Below are 18,817 nucleotides of genomic sequence, written 5' to 3'. Positions count from 1 at the left end.
TAGGGGCAACCCTCAGGGGATCTGATAGCTGAAGGCGAAGTTCAGCCGCGGGCTGCGTTCGTTGTTGTCCAGTGCGCGGTCGCCGAAGGGCTTGGCGACTTCCATCGACACCAGGTAGTGCTTGCGGTTGGAGAAACGCACGCCCAGTGCCGCCGAGCCGAGCTTGCCTTCGCTCAGGCCGTCCTGGTTGTAGCGGGTGCGAGCGGTGTCGACGACGAAATAGGGCTGGATCTGGTTGAGCACCACGCTCTGCCGCAGGAAGGAGTAGTTCACTTCGTAGGAGGCTCCCCAGCCCTTGTCGCCGCTGGCCTGGTCGTCCGGATAGCCGCGGCCGAAGTTGCCGCCGCCATAGGTGACCTGCTCGGAGTCGGGCAGCACGTCATCGCTCCACTGGAAGGCAGCGGTCACCACGCCCTGCCAGTTAGAGCCGAACTGGTCCTGTTGCGCGCCATAGCCGAGAAGGCGGGTGAAGTTCTTCTTGATCGGCTCCGGCGCTTCCGCGCCCATGCCGTTGAGCCCCTGGTAAACCGCCACGCTGCCGGCGCGCACGCGTTGCTTGGCGAACTGCTGGACGACGGTTTCGATCCCCACCACGCGCAGCTTGCTCTTCTGTTCGATGCGGAAGGGGATGGCCGGGTAGACCAGGTCGTAGGTGCTGGTGTCGTTGACCGTGTAGCCACGCAGGTTGAGGTCCCAGGTCAGGTCGCGACGAAGCACCAGCGGGACGCCCAGGCCGGCGCTGACCCGCTCGTTCTGCCGCTTGCGCTCGAACTCCAGGCCGCTGGCCAGGCGCAGGTTCTCGCCGGGGCGCGAGTTGTACTTGCTGTAGCCGGCGAGCAGTTGCAGGCCGTTGTCACCCAGGAGCTGGCTGTAGTTCCAGGCGCGGTAGTACTCGTGGTCGTCGCCCGGCGGGTAGAGGTAGCTGAACTGCAGTTGCTCGCCCCAGCCGAGCATCGACATCACCTCGGCGTTGAACAGCCCGCGCTGCTCGCCACGGCGGGAGTCTAGGTTCATGCCGGTGTCGAAGCGCTTCTGCTTGCCCGCCAGCTCCAGCACGGCGCCACCGTCGCTGGTGGTGGGCGGATTGAGCGCCATGGCCATCTGCATGCCGGGCACCCGGCTCATCAGCACGCTGAAGCGTTCGAAGCTTTCGCGGGTCAGGGGTTTTTCCGCTTTCAGCTTCTCGATCCAGCGGTCCACGCGCATCTGGTGCACGCCCAGGTCGCCCGCAGCGCGAACCTGGCTGATGTGCCCCTCGACCAGTACGATCCGCGCGACGCCGCTGCGGAAGTCCTGGTTGGGTACGTAGGCGAAGGAGATGAAGTAGCCATCGTCCTGGTAGCGTTGGGTGATGGCCTTGGCCGCTGCGACCAGCTCGCTGACCTGGATGGTGCGCTTGGTCAGTGGTTCCAGCAGCGGTTTCCAGGTCTCGACGGGGTAATGCTTGCCGCCGGCCAGCTCGATGCGCTTGATGCGGATGCGCTGCTGGAGGATCTGCACGGGTTGGGCAGCGGAGGGATCGGGGGTGGTGACCTTGGGGGCGCTGGGACGGATGTCGCCGCCAGGCAGGTTGGGGCGGGGAAGGGTCTGTTCGATATCGGAGCCGGGAAGCTGTATCGGGCGCTCGGCCCAGGCGAAGGGTGCAGCCAACAACAGGGGAAGGACAGCGAGTCTGCGCATCTGGCTCCTCCATGAGACCGATCTTCTTATTAAAAGACCAGGAGCCGTGGGCGGCTCCTGGTTACTACAGTATGGGCGTAAATCGGATTATTGCTTGGGCGTACCGATCGCCAATCCACCGCCCAGTCCGCCGGTCACACCACCCAGCGCGCCACCCACGGCGCCCAGCGTATTGCCCAGCAGGCCTCCCTGACCGCTGGTCCCGCCAGTCGTACCGGCGCCGGCACCGACTGCTACGCCCGAACCCTGGGTGCTGCTGCCCACGCCCACGCCTGCCCCGGCAACCAGGCCGCCGCCACCGGTGAGGCTGCCGGTCACGCCGCCAAGGGTGCCGGCCACGCCGTTGACCAGTCCACCCACTGGATTGCTGCCGCCAGTGGCGCCGCCCAGGGAGCCTGTTATGCCGCCCACCGCGCCAGTCACGCCGCCGACCAGGCCACCCACCGGGTTGCTGCCGCCGGTGGCACCGCCCAGGGAACCGGTGATGCCGCCCACTGCGCCGGTCACGCCGCTGACCACTCCGCCCACCGGATTACTGCCGCCGGTAGCGCCGCCCTGGGCGCCTGTGACGTTGCCGAGCAGCCCACCGCCCGGATTGCTGCCATTGACCAAGCCGCCGGCGGCGCTGACTGCCTGACCTGTATTGCTGACGATTCCGCCGACCGGTGCCAGCGCCGGATTCTGGCTGGTCACCTGGTTGCCTGTCTGGGTCACAACGCCGCCGACGGTGGTCAACAGGTTGTTCACCGGAGTCCCCAGGCCGGTGACGGAGCCGATGCTCCGGGTGGTGCCTTCGACCTTGCCGACCAGGCCTGCGGTGGTGCCGCTGAGCTGGGTGGTCAGTTGGCTCAGCGGGCCGGTCGTGACCGCGCCGGTGAGCGAATCGCCGAGCATGGTGATCTTGCTGCCGGCGCCATCGACCAGGCCGCCGACCTGGCCGGTCAGGCTGTTGAGCGGGGTGTTGGCCAGTACCGGCGCATCGCCGATGGAGGCCACGGTGTCGCCCAGGCTGCTCACTGCGCCGCCGGTGTGGCTGACCAGGCCGGTGGCTCCGGCGACGGTAGTGCCAAGGGCGTTGGGGTTGTTACCCAGTTGGCCGAGTCCATCGGTGACGCCGGTGCCGACGCTGTCCACGCCCGCGCCAACTTCCTGGATCAGGGTGCCGGCGTTCTGCGTAACGCCGTCGCCCAGCACCGGCAGATCGATTGTTTTCACCACTGCGCCCACGGTGCCCACCGTATCGCCGACATTGGAGACTGCTTCGCCGGTATTGGTCAGGATGTTGCCGGTCGTGCTGGCGGGCGGCGGAGTAGTGGTGCCGCCGCCGTCTCCACCGCCGTTGTCGCCACCGCCTGTGCCACCGGTTCCGCCAGTCCCACCGGTTCCGCCGGTTCCGCCGGTGCCTCCGGTGCCGTCGGTGCCACCGCCGGAACCATCGCCACCAGTACCGCCGCTTCCACCGCTGCCGTCGCCACCGGAGCCGGAGCCGTCGTCGGTGGTGCTGTCGGAAGCACGGTGGTGACTGCTGCCGCCGTGACTGCTGCAACCTTGCAGCGACAGTGCGACGACGAGAAGGGAAAGAGCGAACACGCGGATCGGGCCAGACATAAGAAATTCCTCCATGAGAACGTCAGTCAGCGGGCTGCCCGGTCGGTATTCCGGCGAGTCGCTGAGCTGCTCTGGAGTCAGTTCTAGAGGTTTGTTTCCAGGCGCGTAATTGGAACTTGTATATAGTCGTTTTGTTAAATTTAACTATTTGATTTATAAGGAAAAACTAAATAATTAAAGTCGTTTTGCCAGCATTTTTAATACCTTGGATATAGCGCTTTTCGCACGATGGTTCCGTTTACCGTTCTGCGCAGTGTTTCATTTGCCTTGGAATCGCCCTTCGCGGCGCTCGAGCATGGCGCTCAAACCCTCTTGCGCATCCTCGGTGGACAGCAGTTCGCTGGCCATCGCCGGCAGCAGCCTGGCCGCCGCTTCCTCGCCTTCATCGAGGCTGCGGCGCGCCGAGGCGAGGGTGGCACGGATACCCAGCGGCGCCTGGGCGGCGACCCGCTGTGCCAGCCAGAGCGCGCGAGGCATCAGCTCTTCCGGCGCGGTGACTTCCTGCACCAGGCCGATGCGGTAGGCCTCGTGGGCATCGAACGGGTCGCCGGTGAGCAACCAGCGCATTGCGTTGCCCCAGCCGGCCACCTGGTGCATGCGCAGGGTGGCGCCGCCAAAGGGGAAGATGCCGCGCTGCACTTCGAGTTGGGCGAAGCGCGCGTTGCTGGCGCACAGGTTGATGTCGGCGGCCAGCATCAGCTCGATGCCCAGGGTGAAGCAGTAGCCTTGCGCGGCCACCAGCAACGGTTTGGTCAGGCGCCGGCCGCCGAAGGTGCCCCACGGGTCGGCCGAGCCTTCCGGCATGGTCCAGCCGGTGCGGAAGGTCTCGCCGATGTTGGCCAGGTCCAGGCCGGCGGTGAAGTGCTCGCCATGGGCGAACACCAGCGCGCAGCGCAGGTCATCGTCCCGCTCGTAGTCGCCAAAGGCCTGGACCAGTTGGGTGAGCATGTCCAGGTCGAAGGCGTTGCGCTTTTCGACCCGGTTCAGCCCTAGCAGCAGAACGTGGTCCTGGCGTTCGACGGTGATGCGCGGTTCGCTGCTGGCGGTCATCGGTAGGGCTCCGGTCAGGTGGCTTGCAGGGTATAGCCGGCGAGATCGGCATTGTCCACGCCATGACCGTTCGCCGGCCATGTTCCGAAAAGAAACACATTGGTCAGGATTTTCCGGTATGATACGCGCCGGCCAAACGCTGGCCTCGTTTCGGATCCCGCATTTTTCCGCAGCTTCACGCTCGGTCTATGTGTCCGCAGTGCGGACTTCCTTGACGCATTCTTCCAATCTTCATTTCGCAAATCCCCGCTTCCAGCTGCCTGGGTGACTTCATCGTCGTACAGGGCATGCGCAGCTCGGCTCTTGGGTCTTTGCGGATACATTTAGAGGCAAAACCCATGACCCAGGAAACCGCCGGCTTCGCCGCGCTCGGTCTTCACCCCAGTATTCTCGCTGCCATCGCCGCTGTCGGTTATGAAGAGCCGTCGCCGATCCAGGCCCAGTCGATCCCGGTGATCCTCGAAGGCCACGACATGATCGGCCAGGCCCAGACCGGCACTGGCAAGACTGCCGCCTTCGCGCTGCCGCTGCTGTCGAAGATCGATCCGGCGCGCCGCGTTCCACAGGTGCTGGTTCTGGTACCCACCCGCGAGCTGGCCCTGCAGGTCGCTACCGCTTGCGAAACCTATTCCAAGCAGATGCCGGGCGTTGGTGTCGTTGCCGTCTACGGCGGCGCGCCCATGGGCCCGCAGCTGAAGGCTCTGCGCCAGGGCGCCCAGGTGCTGGTCGCGACCCCGGGCCGTCTGTGCGACCACCTGCGTCGCGATGCCAATCTGCTCTCCACCGTCGAGCGCCTGGTCCTCGACGAAGCGGACGAGATGCTCAAGCTCGGCTTCATGGATGACCTCGAAGTGATCTTCGAAGCGATGCCGTCCAGCCGCCAGAGCGTACTGTTCTCCGCAACCCTGCCGGCTTCGATCCGCAGCATCGCCGAACGTCATCTGAAAGAGCCCAAGCACGTCCGTATCGCTGCCAAGACCCAGACGGTCGCCCGCATCGAGCAGGTGCACCTGATGGTCCACGCCGACCAGAAGGCGGCCTCGATCCTGCGCCTGCTGGAAGTCGAGCAGTTCGACGCGCTGATTGGCTTCGTCCGCACCAAGCAGGCCACCCTGGACATCGCCGAGCTGCTCGAGCGCCAGGGCTACCGCGCCGCCGCGCTGAACGGCGACATGCCGCAGGCCCAGCGTGAGCGCGTGATCGAGTCCCTGAAGGACGGCTCGCTGGACATCGTTATTGCCACCGACGTCGCCGCTCGTGGCCTCGACGTGGCGCGCATCACCCACGTCCTGAACGTGGACATGCCCTACGACCCGGAATCCTACGTACACCGTATTGGCCGTACCGGTCGTGCCGGCCGTGAGGGCCGCGCCCTGCTGCTGGTGACTCCGCGTGAGCGCCGCATGCTGCAGGTGATCGAGCGTGTGACCGGTCAGAAGGTCGGCGAAGTGCGCCTGCCGGATGCCGAGACCGTGCTCGAGGCGCGTCTGAACCGTCTGGCTACCGGCCTGCAACCGCTGCTGGCCAACGCCGTTGCCAGCCGCGGCGCCGTGCGTGACGAGCTGTGCCGTCGCCTGGGTACCGATATGGACACCCTGGCCGCCGTGCTGCTGGCCAAGCTCACCGAAGGCAAGGCGCTGGACCTGGAATCGGTTCGCCGCGAACAGCCGCTGACCCCGGCTGCACCGCGTGAGCGCAGCGACCGTTACGAACGTGGCGATCGTCCCGAGCGCGGTGATCGTCCGGAGCGCAGCGGCGAGCGCCGTCCGATGGCCGCTCCGTCGGAAGGCAAGGCCCGTTGCCGCACCGCCCTGGGTGCCCGTGACGGCGTACAGGCGAAAAACCTGCTGGGCGCCATCCTGAACGAAGGTGGCCTCTCCCGCGAGGCTATCGGCCGCATCCAGATCCGCGAGACCTTCAGCCTGATCGAGCTGCCGGAAGAGAACCTCGAGCGTCTGCTGACCAAGCTCAAGGACACCCGCGTCGCTGGCAAGGCCCTGCGCCTGCGTCGTTACCGCGAAGACTGATTCGTCGAGCCCGCACGTGAAAAAGCCCCGCCATTGGCGGGGCTTTTTCGTTTCCGGGGAAAATCCCTTCGGCACCTGGCCGCTTTCTTCTGTAGGAGCGAGCTCGCTCCTACAGCAGTGCTCAGCCGAAGCGGTAGATGTCCATCCCCAGCGCGCCGAGGGTAAAGCCGGCGTGCTCCACCGTCATCGCCGAGCCGCCCGCCCCTCGGGCGAAGTACAGCGGCAGCAGGTGTTCGTCGCGCGGGTGGTTGCGCACAGCATTTGGCGCCTGCTGGCGATAGTCGAAGAGGGCGGTTTCGTCGTTGGCTTCAAGGCGCTCCACCATCCAGTCGCGAAACGCCTTGGCCCAGGGCGTGATGACCTCGGGGCCGGCGTGCCAGTCCAGCTCGCCGAGATTGTGAGTGATGCTGCCAGAGCCGATCAGCAGCACGCCTTCCCCGCGCAGTGCACGCAGGGCAGCGCCGATGCGGTGCTGCATGGGCGCGCCGAGGCGGCTGGGTAGGGACAGCTGGACGACCGGGATATCGGCGTCCGGGTACATCAGGCTCAGCGGCACCCAGGCGCCGTGGTCCAGCGGTCGCTCGGCATCGAGGGTGGCGGGCAGGCCATCTTCGGCCAGCAGCTCGACGACGCGCCGGGCCAGCTCCAGCGAGCCGGCGGCCGGGTACCGCACGGCGTAGAGTTCGGGCGGGAAGCCGTAGAAGTCGTGCCAGGTGTCCGGCTTGGGCGATGCGGTGACGCGCAGGTCGGGGGTTTCCCAGTGGGCGGAGACTACCAGGATGGCCTTAGGGCGTGGCAGTTCGCGCGCCAGGCGCTTCAAGGGGGCGTCGCTGGCGCCGGGGTCCAGGGCCAGCATGGGTGAGCCGTGGGAGATGAACAGGGCAGGGAGCATGGCGAACCTCGTTACTCGAATGCCTCTATGTTCACGCGGCTAAAGATCGAAATCCAGTATAGGTTTTTGACAGTAATGATCTATTTCCTGGATTACTCCGCTCATGCGATGTCCCCTTGAGATGCCTCGCTGCGGAATTGCCAACTCGGTTGCAGACTCATGGAGCGGGTCGCCATAAAGCGTTTGGGCGGGATGTTCGTCGGACGATACGTTAGAGTTTGCGGAAATTTCCGAAGTAGATGGCGAATTCGGCTATGCAGCAAGTTGAACAGGTCCTGGAGCTCGAGATCGGCGACTGCCTCTGCCTGGAGGACGGTACCCAGATCTGTGTGCAACGTGTCCGTGACGGTCAGGTGCGCTTGAAGATACTCGAAGTCGGAGAAGGGCGTAGAAGATCGGCTCGCGCACTATGGTGTGTGGTGGCGCTGTCCGCTGTTGCGCTCGTGGCAAAATGCTTGATTGGGTGATCTATGCAGCATGAATTCTGGCAGTCGCGCTGGGCGCGCAATGAAATCGGTTTCCATCAGCAATCGGTGAATCCCGGCCTGCAACGGCACTGGCCGAACCTGGGCTTGCCCGAGGAATCGCAGGTGCTGGTGCCGCTGTGCGGCAAGAGCCTGGACATGCTCTGGCTGGCGCAGTGGGGTTATCGCGTGCTGGGCGTCGAGTTGGCCGAACGTGCCGCCGTCGACTTTTTCGCTGAGCTGGGTGTCGTACCGCAGATTACCCAAGAGGGTGCGCTGCGCCGTTACAGCTACGAGCGCCTGGAGATTCTCCAGGGTGATTTCTTCGACGTCGCGGCCGAGCAGGTGGCCGGTTGCGGTGGGTTGTATGACCGTGCGGCGCTGATCGCCTTGCCGCCGGACCTGCGCGCCGACTACGCCGCGCACCTGCAGCGCATCCTGCCGCATTCCGTGCGCGGCCTGGTGGTGACGCTGGAGTATCCGCAGGCGCAGATGGATGGCCCGCCTTTCGCCGTGCTGGCCACCGAGGTCCGCGAGCTCTTCGCCGAAGGTTGGGAGGTGGGAGAGATCGAGCGTCTGGATGTGCTGGCGGAGAATCCGAAGTTCCTCAAGCGCGGCGTCAGCCATCTGGACGAAGTGGTGTTTAGGCTGCGTCGCGGCTGAATCGCAGGCAAGAGAAAGGGCGACCCGAGGGGTCGCCCTTTTTTTCGCCTTGAAGCTTAGCGGCCAGCGGCGCGCAGGGCTTCTATACGGTCTTCCAGCGGCGGGTGGCTCATGAACAGGCCGGCGAGGCCATGCTTGAGGTTGCCGTTGATGCCGAAGGCCTGCAGGGAGTCGGGCATCTGCACCGGCACACCCTGTTCGGCGCGCAGGCGTTGCAGGGCAGCGATCATCGCGCCGGTGCTGGCCAGGCGGGCGCCGGCTTCGTCCGCACGGTATTCGCGCTTGCGAGAGAACCACATGACGATGATGCTGGCGAGGATGCCCAGGACCAGCTCGGCGAAGATGGTTGCGACAAAGTAGCCGATACCCGGGCCGTCTTCGTTCTTCAGGATCACCTTGTCGACGAAGTTGCCGAAGATGCGCGCGAAAAACATCACGAAGGTGTTCACCACGCCCTGGATCAGTGCCAGGGTGACCATGTCGCCGTTGGCCACGTGGCCGATCTCGTGGGCCAGCACGGCTTTCACTTCTTCAGGAGAGAAGCGCTCCAGCAGGCCTTGGCTGACCGCAACCAGTGCGTCGTTCTTGTTCCAGCCGGTGGCGAAGGCGTTGGCCTCGTAGGCGGGGAAGATACCCACTTCCGGCATCTTGATGCCGGCCTCGCGGGACAGCTCCTCCACGGTCTGCAGCAGCCACTGTTCGTGGCGGGTGCGCGGCTGGCTGATGATCTCGGTTCCGGTGCTCATCTTCGCCATCCACTTGGAGATGAACAGCGAGACCAGGGAGCCGGCGAAGCCGAAGACGGCACAGAAAATCAGAAGGCTACCGTAATTCTGGCCGGTGAAACGGTCCACGCCGAGCAGTTTCAGGGTGATGCTGGCGATCACCAGAACTGCCAGGTTGGTGGCCAGGAACAACAGGATGCGCATCATGGCGTAAAGCTTCTCCTCACGGTGACATTGGGGAAAACCGCCTTGGAACGCGGCTTTCCGGATCGCCGGGCACAGTAGCGCACGGGATCGCTGAATAGTATGCGGGGTATATACGGTTGGGCCCCAGGCGATTCAACTCGGGGACTATTTCAACTTGTGTCGCCTGCCGGAACTACGGGCGCCCCAGATCGCTCTCGAAGAGTAGACGGGTCAGCCGCGCGATGCGTTCCCCGTGCCGGCTGGCCAGTGCTTCGCGCAGCTGGTTGGCCAGCGTGGCCTGGTCGCGGCGCACGCTGGGTGGCAGTTCCTCACCGTCGCGCACGGCTTGGGGAACGATGCGGGTCAGGCGCATGAAGGCCTTTTCGCTGAGCACCGCCTGGTCCAGCGCTTCATAACGAATGGTTGCCTCGAAGCGCAGGTAGCCTTCATCGGCCAGCCACAGCAGCGCCCCCAGGCAACTCTGGTGGCGGGTACTGGGCAGGCCGAACTCGTCGGGCTCCTCCCGGCCGATCAGGTCCTCGACGTAGAGGGCGATCTTGCGCGGGAAGGCCTGGTAGAGCATCAGCAGGCCGCAGGCGCAGTCCTTGTAGAAGTCGTCGATCTGCAGGTCCATTTATGCGCTGGGATTCACTGGCGATGATTTATTGGCGATAACTTTTCAGGAAGTTGCCGATGCGACCGATGGCCTGTTCCAGGTCATCGAGACGGGGCAGGGTAACCACCCTGAAGTGATCCGGCCAGGGCCAGTTGAAAGCGGTGCCTTGAACGATGAGCAACTTCTCGGAAAGCAGCAGGTCGAGGACGAACTTCTCATCGTTGTGGATCGGGCAGACCTTCGGATCGATGCGCGGGAAGGCGTAGAGCGCGCCCATGGGCTTGACGCAGCTGACGCCGGGAATGTCGTTGAGCAGTTCCCAGGCGCGGTTGCGCTGCTCCAGCAGGCGGCCGCCCGGCAGGACCAGGTCGTTGATGCTCTGGTAGCCGCCCAGCGCGGTCTGGATCGCGTGCTGGCTCGGCACGTTGGCGCACAGGCGCATGTTGGCCAGGATATCCAGGCCTTCGATGTAGCTCTGGGCCTTGTGTTTCGGCCCGGAGATGGCGATCCAGCCGGAGCGGAAGCCCGCCACGCGGTAGGACTTGGACAGGCCGTTGAAGGTCAGGCAGAGCACGTCCGGCGCCAGCGAGGCGGTGGAGATGTGCTGGGCCTCGTCGTAGAGAATCTTGTCGTAGATCTCGTCGGAGAAGATCACCAGGTTGTGCTGGCGTGCCAGTTCGACGATGTCCAGTAGCACCTCGCGGGAGTACACCGCGCCGGTGGGGTTGTTCGGGTTGATCAGCACCAGGGCCTTGGTGTTGCTGGTGATCTTCGCCTTCATGTCGGCGACGTCGGGGAACCAGCCGGCCTGCTCGTCGCACAGGTAGTGCACCGGCTTGCCGCCGGAAAGGGCGACCGAAGCGGTCCACAACGGGTAGTCGGGCGCCGGGATCAGCACTTCGTCACCGTTGTTGAGCAGTGCCTGCAGGGCCATGACGATCAGCTCGGACACGCCGTTGCCCAGGTAGATGTCCTCGATGCCAACGCCTTCCACCTGCTTCTGCTGGTAGTACTGCATCACCGCCTTGCGTGCGCTGAACAGGCCCTTGGAGTCGCTGTAGCCCTGGGCGGTCGGCAGGTTGCGGATGACGTCCTGGAGGATTTCGTCCGGCGCCTCGAAACCGAACGGCGCCGGGTTGCCGATGTTCAGCTTGAGGATGCGGTGGCCTTCCTCTTCCAGGCGTTTGGCGTGCTTGAGCACGGGCCCGCGAATGTCGTAGCAGACGTTGGCGAGCTTGTTCGATTTGGTGACCTGCATGATCTGGGATTCCGAAATTGTCCGCGGCCGGCGACTTGGCAGGCTGTAACGCGGGTGACAGACTGGCGTCAAATGAGTGGTTCGGAAGTGCTTTTCCCTGGCGTCGACCCTGAAAATCGACAGGAAAACAGTGGAATTCTCGAAAAATTAGAGCTTTTAAGGCTTTTCTATCGCGAGAATGTCTCTGTGCGGCAGATTCTGAACATGACGTTAACCACGCGCATCATACGTGCGGCCCGATTCCCGGAAAAGGAGGCATCGGGCATTTTTTCCATTAATGGAGGCAGATCGATGGAAAAGCTGGAAAAGCCCCTGGATTCCTGGCGTGACGAACTCACCGACGAGCAGTTCCACATCTGCCGGCTGGGCGGCACCGAGCGTGCCTTCACCGGCGAATACCACGATACCAAGACGCCCGGCATCTACCACTGCGTGTGCTGTGGCACCGCGCTGTTCGACTCCGACGCCAAGTACGACTCCGGCAGCGGCTGGCCGAGCTACTTCCAGCCGGTGAACGGCGAGGTGGTCAAGGAACTGGAAGACTTCAGTCACGGCATGCACCGCATTGAAGTACGCTGCGGCAAGTGCGATGCGCACCTGGGCCATGTCTTCCCTGACGGTCCGCGGCCGACCGGGCTGCGTTACTGCATCAATTCGGCGTCGTTGAAACTGGTGCCGAAAGAGTGACCCCAAGGCCCGCCATCCGGCGGGCTTTTCTTTTTGGGGGCTCTTCGAAGGAGCGAGCTTGCCCGCGAACTCGCCCAGCACCATTGCCCCCAGAAAGGCCGTTCGCGAGCACGCTCGCTCCTACAAGTGGCATCGGTGCGGATCTGATAGCAGGTCATTCATTGGATGATTCGTGATCAATTGAATTGCGTGCAATTTAATTGATCACTACTCTTGGGTTTCCCACTTTCCCTGGAGCCATCTGCGATGAGCGATGCACTGCTGAACATTCCCGTGACCACCATCAAGGGCGAACAGAAGACCCTCGCCGACTTCGGCGGCAAGGCCCTGCTGGTGGTGAACACCGCCAGCCAGTGCGGCTTCACTCCGCAGTACAAGGGGCTGGAGAAGCTCTGGCGGCAGTACAAGGACAAGGGCCTGGTGGTGCTCGGCTTCCCCTGCAACCAGTTCGGCAAGCAGGAGCCGGGCAACGAAGGGGAGATCACCCAGTTCTGCGAGCTGAATTTCGGCGTGAGCTTCCCGCTGTTCAAGAAGATCGACGTCAACGGCGCCGAGGCCCACCCGCTCTATGTGCAACTGAAGAAGCGCGCCCCCGGCCTGCTGGGCAGCCAGGGCATCAAGTGGAACTTCACCAAGTTTCTCATCGGCCAGGATGGCAAGGTGATCAAGCGCTTCGCCCCGACCACCAAGCCCGAGCAACTGTCCGCCGAGATCGAAGCGCTGCTGTGATGAAAGACGCTGTATCGCTGCCGGCCGAACTGCAGCTGGACAACCAGCTGTGCTTCCGCCTGTATGCCGTGTCCCGCGCGGTGATCCGTGGCTATCGGCCGATGCTCGAGGCGCTTGGCCTGACCTACCCGCAGTACCTGGCGATGCTGGTGCTCTGGGAGTGGCAGGCCGAGCCGCCGCCGCAGCCGTCGGTGAAGACGCTCGGTGAGCGCCTGATGCTCGACTCGGGCACCCTCACGCCGTTGCTCAAGCGTCTGCAGCAGTTGGGCCTGGTGCAGCGCCGTCGGGCGCAGCATGACGAGCGCGAAGTACACCTGGGGTTGACGGCGGAAGGGATGGCATTGCGCGAGAAGGTGCTGCCGTTGCGTGAGGAACTACTGTGCCGAAGCGGCATAGACCTGGGCGTCACCGATGGCCTGCGCGAGCAACTGGACAGCCTGTTGGCGCAGTTGTCGAAACTGGACGTCTGAATCAGCTGCGCGCCTGGGGGCCGGCCCAGCGCTCGAGGATGGCTGCGAGCTCGTCGCGGTGGAAGGGTTTGGCCAGGTAGTCGTCCATGCCGGCGGCGCGGCAGCGCTCGCGTTCCTCCGGCAGGGCGTTGGCGGTCAGGGCAACCACCGGCAAGTCCGGCCAGCGGCCGCTCTCGCGGATTTCGCGGGTAGCCTGGTAACCGTCCATCACTGGCATGTTGCAGTCCATCAGCACCAGGTCGAATTCGCTGCTGTCCAGTTGTTTCAGCGCCTCTTCGCCGTTGATGGCGATGCCTACCTGACAACCCAGCTTCTGTAAAAGGCCGCGCGCGACCAGTTGGTTGACGGGGTTGTCTTCAACCAGCAGCACGCGCGCCGAGAACTGCTCCTGCGAGGGGGTGCCAGTGGTCTTCGATGAGGGCAGCGGCTGATGCTCGAAGGCCTGCTTCAGCGCCTGGTAGAGCACCGCGCGGGACAACGGCCGCGCCAGTTGTCGCAGGGGGGCGAGGCGCTGGGCCAGTTCGGGTTCGAGGAAGTTGCCGTAGGCCGTCACCAGCAGCACCGGCTTGGTGACGTTCTGGCGCAGCACCACCAGGCAGTCCGGGCAATCCGACAGCAGTGCGTCCAGTTCCACGCCGGCGAGGCTCTCGTCGATGTCCAGACGCTGGTAGTCCACGCCCCATTCCGGCAGCCAGTTCTGCAGCAGTGCGGCCAGGCCGCTGCCGGCAGAACATTGCACGATGAGCTTGCCGTGCAGTTTCGCCAGCGGTTGTGACGGCTCCAGTGCCCGCAAGGGCAGGGTGACGATGAACTCGCTGCCCAGGCCTGGCTCGGAGGTGACGCTCAGCTCGCCCTTCATCGCCTCGCAGAGCTTGCGCGTGAGCGCCAGGCCCAACCCGGTTCCGCCGTACTGGCGGGCGATACCGGCATCGGCCTGGGTGAAGGGTTGGAAAATCTTCTGCAGGGCCTCGGGCGCCACGCCGATACCGGTGTCGCGCACGCTGATGCGCACACCTTGCTCCCGGGTTCCACCGCCCAGTGGTTCGACGCGCACGTCCACGCGGCCGAAGCGGGTGAACTTGAGGGCGTTGGAGAGCAGGTTGCTGACCACCTGGCGCACCCGCGTCGGGTCGCCGGAAAGCTGTGCCGGCAGTTGCGAGCTGATCAGGCAGGTGAGTTCCACCGCAGGACCTGCATTCTGCGAGAGCAGGCTGGCGGTGTCCTCCACCAGGGTGCCGAGGTCGAAGGGAATCTGCTCCAGCTCCAGTTGGCCGGCCTCGAACTTGGACAGGTCGAGCACGTCGTTGAGCAGCTCCACCAGCACCTTGCCCGAGTCGTGGGCTATCGACAGCTGCTGGCGCTGCTCGGCGGTCAGCGGGCCGTCCAGCGCCAGGCCCAGCATGCCCAGCAGGCCGTTGAGCGGCGTGCGGATTTCGTGGCTCATGTTGGCCAGGAAGTTGCCGCGCGCCTGGGCCATGGCCAGGGCGGTCTGTCGCGCCTGTTCCAGTTCCTGGTTGGACAGGGTCAGGCGCGCGTTGGCTGCCTTCAGTTCGGCCGTTCTTGCCGCGACTATGCTTTCCAGCTCTTCCAGGTACTGGGTCAGGCGGTCTTCGGCTTCGCGGCGCTGTTCCATCTCCACCGAGATGCGGTTGAGCTGGCGATTGGTGACCTCCACCAGCACGCCGATCTCGTCGCGCTCATGGCCACGCGGGCAGGGCAGGCGCAAGCGCGAGGGCGAGCGCGGGTCATGGCGGGATAGGGCTTCGATCAGGCTCACCAGCGGCTTGGTCAGCAACGCATAGAAGAGCACCAGCAGGATCAGCGAGAGCATCAGGCTGCGCACGAAGCCGGAGAGGAAGGTCATCCCGGCGCGGCGCAGGAAGTCGTTGCCGAAGACAAAGGTGTCGATCTCCAGCCGCAGAACGCCAAGGGATTCGGCGGGGGCGTGGTCGACGAACAGCGGCTCCTCGTAGGTGCGCTGCTCGCCGAAAAGGAAATCGCTCAGGCCGCGCAGGTGGCTTTCTGCCGGAGGCCGGTCGGCGCTGGCCAGGGGCACATTGGCGTTGTCGATGATCTCGGCGCGGATCACCGCGGGCGAGCGCAGCAGTCCTACCACCAGCTCCTGGGCCAGTTCGGCGTCGATGTTGTAGGCGATGCGTGCGGCCGGATTGTGGCTGACGTCCAGCAGGGCGCGCACTTCGCGGTTGATGGAGGCGTCCTGGCTGGCATAATCGACGCCTACCTGGATGAGGCTCAGCAAGGTGCCCAGGATGAACGCCACCAGCACCGTCAGGCTGGCCTGCTTGAACGAGAGGCGATGTGTGAGCGCAATATCCATGGTTGCGGAGTGTCGCCTCGCAGAAGCTTTCCTGCGGCGTAGCATAGCCCATCGGAACCGTCTGTCGGGATAGCCCGAAGGCGAAGAAATTCCCAGGCCTGACGCTTGGGTGTTGCGCCTGGAGACTTTCCCCTGAAAAGCCTGGAGACTCGCGTGGATTCCCGTCTGAACGATTTTCTTGTGCGCGCCGAAGCGCTGATGGCACGCCTGGAGCCTTTGCTGCCTGCGCTCCGCGAAACAGTGGACTGGCAGCACAGCCTGGCGGCGCGCTGGCACCATGACGGCCGCAGCGGCTACCTGCAGCCGCTGAAGGTCAGCCTCGACCTGCGCCTGGACGACCTGCTGGGCGTCGATCGACAGCGCGAGCAACTGGAGCGCAATACCCGCCAGTTCGTGGTCGGCCAGCCGGCCAATCACGCTTTGCTATGGGGCGCCCGCGGCACCGGCAAGTCCTCTCTGGTGCGCGCGCTGTTGGCGGAGCTGGCCGGGGAGGGGCTGCGTCTGATCGAGATCGAGCGCGACCACCTGGCCGACCTGCCGCGTGTGGTCGAGCAGATCCAGGGCCTGCCGCAACGCTTCGTGCTGTTCTGCGATGACTTGTCGTTCGACGCGGGCGAGGGCGATTTCCGCGTCCTCAAAAGCGTACTCGACGGCTCGCTGGAACAGGCGCCGGACAACGTGCTGCTGTATGCCACGTCCAATCGCCGCCATCTGGTGTCGGAAAAGCAGAGCGACAACGAGAACTGGAAGATGGTCGACGGCGAGTTGCACCCCAACGAGGCCGTCGAAGACAAGATCGCCCTGTCCGACCGCTTCGGCCTGTGGCTGTCCTTCTATCCCTTCACTCAGGAGCATTTCCTCAGCGTGGTGCGCCACTGGGTCGAGGCGCTCGCGCAGAAGTCCGGGCTCAGCGCCTGGGCCTGGAACGAGGAACTGGAGAAGGAAGCCATCCGCTGGGCGCTTGGGCGCGGCAACCGTAATGGCCGTTGTGCCTATCAATTCGCCCGCTACTGGGTGGGCCGACAATTGCTGGAAGGAGAAACCCCATGATCGATCTGCAACAGGCCGGCGCCGGCCTTGACGGCTATGCGCTGCTGGCCGCCCAGGCGGAGTCGCTGTTCGCCGACGAGCGCGACTTCATCGCCAATGCCTCGCAGTTTTCCGCGTTCCTGTTCAACGAGCTGGCGGACCTGAATTGGGCCGGTTTCTACCTGAACCGCGATGAAGAACTGGTGCTCGGCCCCTTCCAGGGCAAGGTCGCCTGCGTGCGCATTCCCTTCAGCAAGGGCGTGTGCGGCGCAGCGGCGCGAACCCGTGAAACCCAGCGTGTGGAAGATGTGCATGCCTTCCCGGGCCACATTGCCTGCGACAGCGCCTCCAACAGCGAACTGGTGGTGCCGCTGGTGAAGGACGGCCGCCTGATCGGCGTGCTGGACCTGGACAGCCCGAAGGTTGGCCGTTTCAGCGAAGAGGACCAGGCCGGTATCGAGCGGCTGGCGGAGATATTCCTGCGTCTGTCCGACTGCTGAGGGTGTCCGGGTAAGCAAAAGCCCCGCCTCGGCGGGACTTTTTCATGTGGTCGCGCGGGTGGCCGGAGCGATGCGAACCCATCGCGGACGGAGTCCGCTCCTACTCCCTCGGTGACACCGTGCAGTGCCAGCAGGAGCGGATAACGCCGTCGGCTGCTGGCGCGGGATCTGCTCAGCGCTTGGCCATGATCTTGGCGATGATCTGCAATTCGCCCTGGACGATCTCCGCCAGGGCAGGGCGGGCCAGGGTGCGCTCGAAATGCGCAGCCAGCCTCGGCCAGCGCTGGGCATCCAGCGCTTCCCCGCCGTGACGCAGGTTCACCAGCTGGCAGGCCATGGCGATGTCGGCGAGGCTGAAGCGGTCGTCGACGAACCACTGCTGTTCGCCCAGGCACTTCTCCAGGTAATCGAAGTGCTCCGGAAGCTTTTCCTGCATCGCGCCTTTTACGGCCACTTCATCGCAGACCTTGCCCATCAGCGGTTTGAGCAGACGATTGCGGAATACGGTGAAGGTGGTCAGCGGGGCCAGCTCATAGTCGGCGTATTTTTCCAGCCAGTTGATCCGCGCGCGGGATTCGGCGCCCGTGCCGCACAGCGGGGCGCGTTGCGGGTCGCGGTCTTCCAGGTAGTGGCAGATGACGCTGGAGTCGGCGAGGGTGAAATCGCCGTCGCGGATCGCCGGCACGCGGCGCAGCGGGTTCAGTTCGCGGTACCAGTCGGGCTGGTTGAACGGGTTGACGTTCTCCAGCTGGTAGTCGAAGCCTTTCTCGGCCGCGAACAGGCGGACCTTGCGAACGAAGGGGGACAGCGGGGCGCCGAAGACGACGAGGCTCATGCAAGGCTCCTGGGGCAAAGGTGGCCGGGGTTTTGGTTCGACGATGGATCAGTCGTAAAGGTTCTTCTTCTTCCAGATATCGTCTTCGTCCAGTGCCTTGAGGCCGTCGCCCAGTTCGCTGGGTTCGTCCGGTACGGGCTGGGAGGTTTCCAGCACCAGGGCGTTGGCATGGGCCAGTTGGGCTTCCATGTGCTTGAGCTGCGCCTGGTAGCGGCCGATTTCCGGTTGCTTATGCAGGTACTGCGCGCCGCGCTCGAAAGCCAGGCGTGCCTGCCGGGGCTGGCCCTGCTGCAGCGCTTGCTGGCCCAGGTTGCCGAAGAACTCTATATGAAGGAGGGTGAGCAGATGGCGGATTTCCTTCACCCACTTCTTCGCTTCGGCCTGCGGCAGCATGTTGTCCTGGGCGCAGCGGGTGAGCTGGGCGTGCAGCGCTTCGAAAAGGAAGCGCACGTCCTTGGCCTTGGCTTCGGTGAGGATCGGCTGCGGCGCATTCTTCACCGGGATGCTGTCTCCCTTGGCAACCAGGCCGCGCAGCTCTTCCAGGCGCTGCCTCAGCGCAGCGTTCTGCTTGTCGACCGCGAGCAGGCGTTCGCCGAGCTTCAGCTCGAAGCCGCTGAGCAGCAACTTCAGCGCCGGCGACATGAACTGGCCGGGCAGGGACTCGGAGACATCGGCGCAGCGCCGGCAGCGATCTGACAGATCGGCCTTCAGACGAGCCTGCTCAAGCTTGCGGTTCTCCACCAGGTGATTGATGTAGCCGATGGCGACCAGCAGGGCGATACCGACGAGAACCAGGACCGTAATGACGATTGGCGACACCGTGGAGTGCTCCGGATGCTTTTTCCGCGAGTGTAATGTCTTAGTGATACCGCTGATAGCGGAAGCTCAGTTTTTACTCAGAAGTCTTTGATTTAAAAAAAATTTCTTTGAAGGGTTGACGACCCTCCAAAGCCTCCCTAGAATGCGCGCCACTTCGACGCGAAACGCAGGAATGCCGGAGCGACGAAGTCGGAAAGATGTTAAGTTCCGGGCCGCGTCCCCTTCGTCTAGTGGCCTAGGA

The 18,817-nt window shown here is 64.4% G+C and carries 16 protein-coding genes and 1 pseudogene; 7 read left to right on the top strand and 10 right to left on the bottom strand.

Annotated elements, in window-relative coordinates; genetic code table 11:
* Positions 1-12: 12 nt before the first annotated feature.
* The 3 genes from C167_RS0104085 to C167_RS0104075 all read right to left on the bottom strand — a co-directional run bounded on the left by C167_RS0104085 (position 13) and on the right by C167_RS0104075 (position 4,338).
* Positions 13-1,680: a ShlB/FhaC/HecB family hemolysin secretion/activation protein gene (locus C167_RS0104085; RefSeq protein ID WP_017516989.1), complete on the bottom strand. Its 1,668-nt coding sequence runs from the start codon at positions 1,678-1,680 to the stop codon at positions 13-15.
* Positions 1,681-1,767: 87 nt separating this feature from the next.
* Complete coding sequence (locus tag C167_RS0104080) at positions 1,768-3,288, bottom strand: collagen-like triple helix repeat-containing protein (RefSeq protein WP_017516988.1); 1,521 nt, start codon at positions 3,286-3,288, stop codon at positions 1,768-1,770.
* Between the two features lie 258 nt (positions 3,289-3,546).
* Entirely contained in the window at positions 3,547-4,338 is a 792-nt protein-coding gene (locus tag C167_RS0104075) for a crotonase/enoyl-CoA hydratase family protein (protein ID WP_017516987.1), read from the bottom strand.
* A 303-nt stretch (positions 4,339-4,641) separates the two neighbouring features.
* Here C167_RS0104075 and C167_RS0104070 point away from each other — a divergent pair.
* A pseudogene (locus tag C167_RS0104070) lies at positions 4,642-6,365 on the top strand (DEAD/DEAH box helicase).
* A 121-nt stretch (positions 6,366-6,486) separates the two neighbouring features.
* On the opposite strand, the gene C167_RS0104065 reads toward C167_RS0104070, so the two are convergent.
* Complete coding sequence (locus C167_RS0104065; RefSeq protein WP_017516985.1) at positions 6,487-7,257, bottom strand: DODA-type extradiol aromatic ring-opening family dioxygenase; 771 nt, start codon at positions 7,255-7,257, stop codon at positions 6,487-6,489.
* A gap of 470 nt (positions 7,258-7,727) precedes the next feature.
* On the opposite strand from C167_RS0104065, the gene C167_RS0104050 reads away from it, so the two are divergent.
* On the top strand, positions 7,728-8,384 hold the full coding sequence (locus C167_RS0104050; protein WP_017516982.1) for a thiopurine S-methyltransferase: 657 nt from the start codon (positions 7,728-7,730) through the stop codon (positions 8,382-8,384).
* 56 nt (positions 8,385-8,440) lie between these two features.
* Here C167_RS0104050 and htpX read toward each other — a convergent pair whose 3' ends face one another.
* The 3 genes from htpX to C167_RS0104035 form a co-directional block, all read right to left on the bottom strand.
* Positions 8,441-9,316: a protease HtpX gene (htpX, locus tag C167_RS0104045; protein ID WP_017516981.1), complete on the bottom strand. Its 876-nt coding sequence runs from the start codon at positions 9,314-9,316 to the stop codon at positions 8,441-8,443.
* Positions 9,317-9,488: 172 nt separating this feature from the next.
* Positions 9,489-9,929, bottom strand: a complete 441-nt coding sequence (locus tag C167_RS0104040; RefSeq protein WP_017516980.1) for a hypothetical protein — start codon at positions 9,927-9,929, stop codon at positions 9,489-9,491.
* 28 nt (positions 9,930-9,957) lie between these two features.
* Positions 9,958-11,169 carry a pyridoxal phosphate-dependent aminotransferase gene (locus tag C167_RS0104035; RefSeq protein WP_017516979.1) on the bottom strand — a complete coding sequence of 404 codons (1,212 nt, stop codon included), beginning with the start codon at positions 11,167-11,169 and terminating at the stop codon, positions 9,958-9,960.
* Between the two features lie 291 nt (positions 11,170-11,460).
* Between C167_RS0104035 and msrB the strand changes: the two genes are divergently transcribed.
* The 3 genes from msrB to C167_RS0104020 all read left to right on the top strand — a co-directional run bounded on the left by msrB (position 11,461) and on the right by C167_RS0104020 (position 13,055).
* Positions 11,461-11,856 carry a peptide-methionine (R)-S-oxide reductase MsrB gene (msrB, locus tag C167_RS0104030; protein WP_017516978.1) on the top strand — a complete coding sequence of 132 codons (396 nt, stop codon included), beginning with the start codon at positions 11,461-11,463 and terminating at the stop codon, positions 11,854-11,856.
* A 246-nt stretch (positions 11,857-12,102) separates the two neighbouring features.
* Positions 12,103-12,585 (top strand): glutathione peroxidase, encoded by a 483-nt coding sequence (locus C167_RS0104025; RefSeq protein WP_017516977.1) that lies wholly within the window; start codon positions 12,103-12,105, stop codon positions 12,583-12,585.
* Positions 12,585-13,055, top strand: a complete 471-nt coding sequence (locus C167_RS0104020; protein WP_017516976.1) for a MarR family winged helix-turn-helix transcriptional regulator — start codon at positions 12,585-12,587, stop codon at positions 13,053-13,055. The genes C167_RS0104025 and C167_RS0104020 overlap by 1 nt, the downstream gene beginning before the upstream one ends.
* A 1-nt stretch (position 13,056) precedes the next feature.
* Here the strand turns inward: C167_RS0104020 and C167_RS0104015 are convergent, their stop codons facing one another.
* The gene (locus C167_RS0104015; RefSeq protein ID WP_026078794.1) at positions 13,057-15,438 is read right to left on the bottom strand and encodes an ATP-binding protein; all 2,382 of its coding nucleotides are present in this window, start codon (positions 15,436-15,438) and stop codon (positions 13,057-13,059) included.
* 108 nt (positions 15,439-15,546) lie between these two features.
* Between C167_RS0104015 and C167_RS0104010 the strand changes: the two genes are divergently transcribed.
* Both C167_RS0104010 and C167_RS0104005 read left to right on the top strand, forming a co-directional pair.
* A complete protein-coding gene (locus C167_RS0104010; RefSeq protein ID WP_017516974.1) occupies positions 15,547-16,443 on the top strand; it encodes an ATP-binding protein in 897 nt (298 codons plus the stop codon).
* Entirely contained in the window at positions 16,440-16,922 is a 483-nt protein-coding gene (locus tag C167_RS0104005; RefSeq protein WP_017516973.1) for a GAF domain-containing protein, read from the top strand. The genes C167_RS0104010 and C167_RS0104005 overlap by 4 nt, the downstream gene beginning before the upstream one ends.
* Before the next feature lie 172 nt (positions 16,923-17,094).
* Here C167_RS0104005 and C167_RS0104000 read toward each other — a convergent pair whose 3' ends face one another.
* Positions 17,095-17,757: a glutathione S-transferase family protein gene (locus C167_RS0104000; RefSeq protein ID WP_017516972.1), complete on the bottom strand. Its 663-nt coding sequence runs from the start codon at positions 17,755-17,757 to the stop codon at positions 17,095-17,097.
* A 48-nt stretch (positions 17,758-17,805) separates the two neighbouring features.
* On the bottom strand, positions 17,806-18,576 hold the full coding sequence (locus tag C167_RS0103995; RefSeq protein ID WP_017516971.1) for a hypothetical protein: 771 nt from the start codon (positions 18,574-18,576) through the stop codon (positions 17,806-17,808).
* Positions 18,577-18,817: the final 241 nt, after the last annotated feature.

The sequence above is a fragment of the Pseudomonas nitroreducens TX1 genome, assembly GCF_000313755.1.
Taxonomy (GTDB): domain Bacteria; phylum Pseudomonadota; class Gammaproteobacteria; order Pseudomonadales; family Pseudomonadaceae; genus Pseudomonas; species Pseudomonas nitroreducens_A.
The sequence above is the reverse complement of the archived record's forward strand: the minus strand, read 5'-3'. Positions and strand labels throughout refer to the sequence as shown.

Coding starts and splice junctions, on each gene's coding strand:
- C167_RS0104005 (WP_017516973.1), top strand. CDS start 16,440: ATGATCGATCTGCAACAGGCCGGCGCCGGCCTTGACGGCTATGCGCTG.
- C167_RS0104065 (WP_017516985.1), bottom strand. CDS start 7,257: ATGCTCCCTGCCCTGTTCATCTCCCACGGCTCACCCATGCTGGCCCTG.
- C167_RS0104050 (WP_017516982.1), top strand. CDS start 7,728: ATGCAGCATGAATTCTGGCAGTCGCGCTGGGCGCGCAATGAAATCGGT.
- C167_RS0104020 (WP_017516976.1), top strand. CDS start 12,585: ATGAAAGACGCTGTATCGCTGCCGGCCGAACTGCAGCTGGACAACCAG.
- C167_RS0104035 (WP_017516979.1), bottom strand. CDS start 11,169: ATGCAGGTCACCAAATCGAACAAGCTCGCCAACGTCTGCTACGACATT.
- C167_RS0104085 (WP_017516989.1), bottom strand. CDS start 1,680: ATGCGCAGACTCGCTGTCCTTCCCCTGTTGTTGGCTGCACCCTTCGCC.
- C167_RS0104040 (WP_017516980.1), bottom strand. CDS start 9,929: ATGGACCTGCAGATCGACGACTTCTACAAGGACTGCGCCTGCGGCCTG.
- htpX (WP_017516981.1), bottom strand. CDS start 9,316: ATGATGCGCATCCTGTTGTTCCTGGCCACCAACCTGGCAGTTCTGGTG.
- C167_RS0104025 (WP_017516977.1), top strand. CDS start 12,103: ATGAGCGATGCACTGCTGAACATTCCCGTGACCACCATCAAGGGCGAA.
- C167_RS0104000 (WP_017516972.1), bottom strand. CDS start 17,757: ATGAGCCTCGTCGTCTTCGGCGCCCCGCTGTCCCCCTTCGTTCGCAAG.
- C167_RS0104015 (WP_026078794.1), bottom strand. CDS start 15,438: ATGCTACGCCGCAGGAAAGCTTCTGCGAGGCGACACTCCGCAACCATG.
- msrB (WP_017516978.1), top strand. CDS start 11,461: ATGGAAAAGCTGGAAAAGCCCCTGGATTCCTGGCGTGACGAACTCACC.
- C167_RS0104080 (WP_017516988.1), bottom strand. CDS start 3,288: ATGTCTGGCCCGATCCGCGTGTTCGCTCTTTCCCTTCTCGTCGTCGCA.
- C167_RS0104075 (WP_017516987.1), bottom strand. CDS start 4,338: ATGACCGCCAGCAGCGAACCGCGCATCACCGTCGAACGCCAGGACCAC.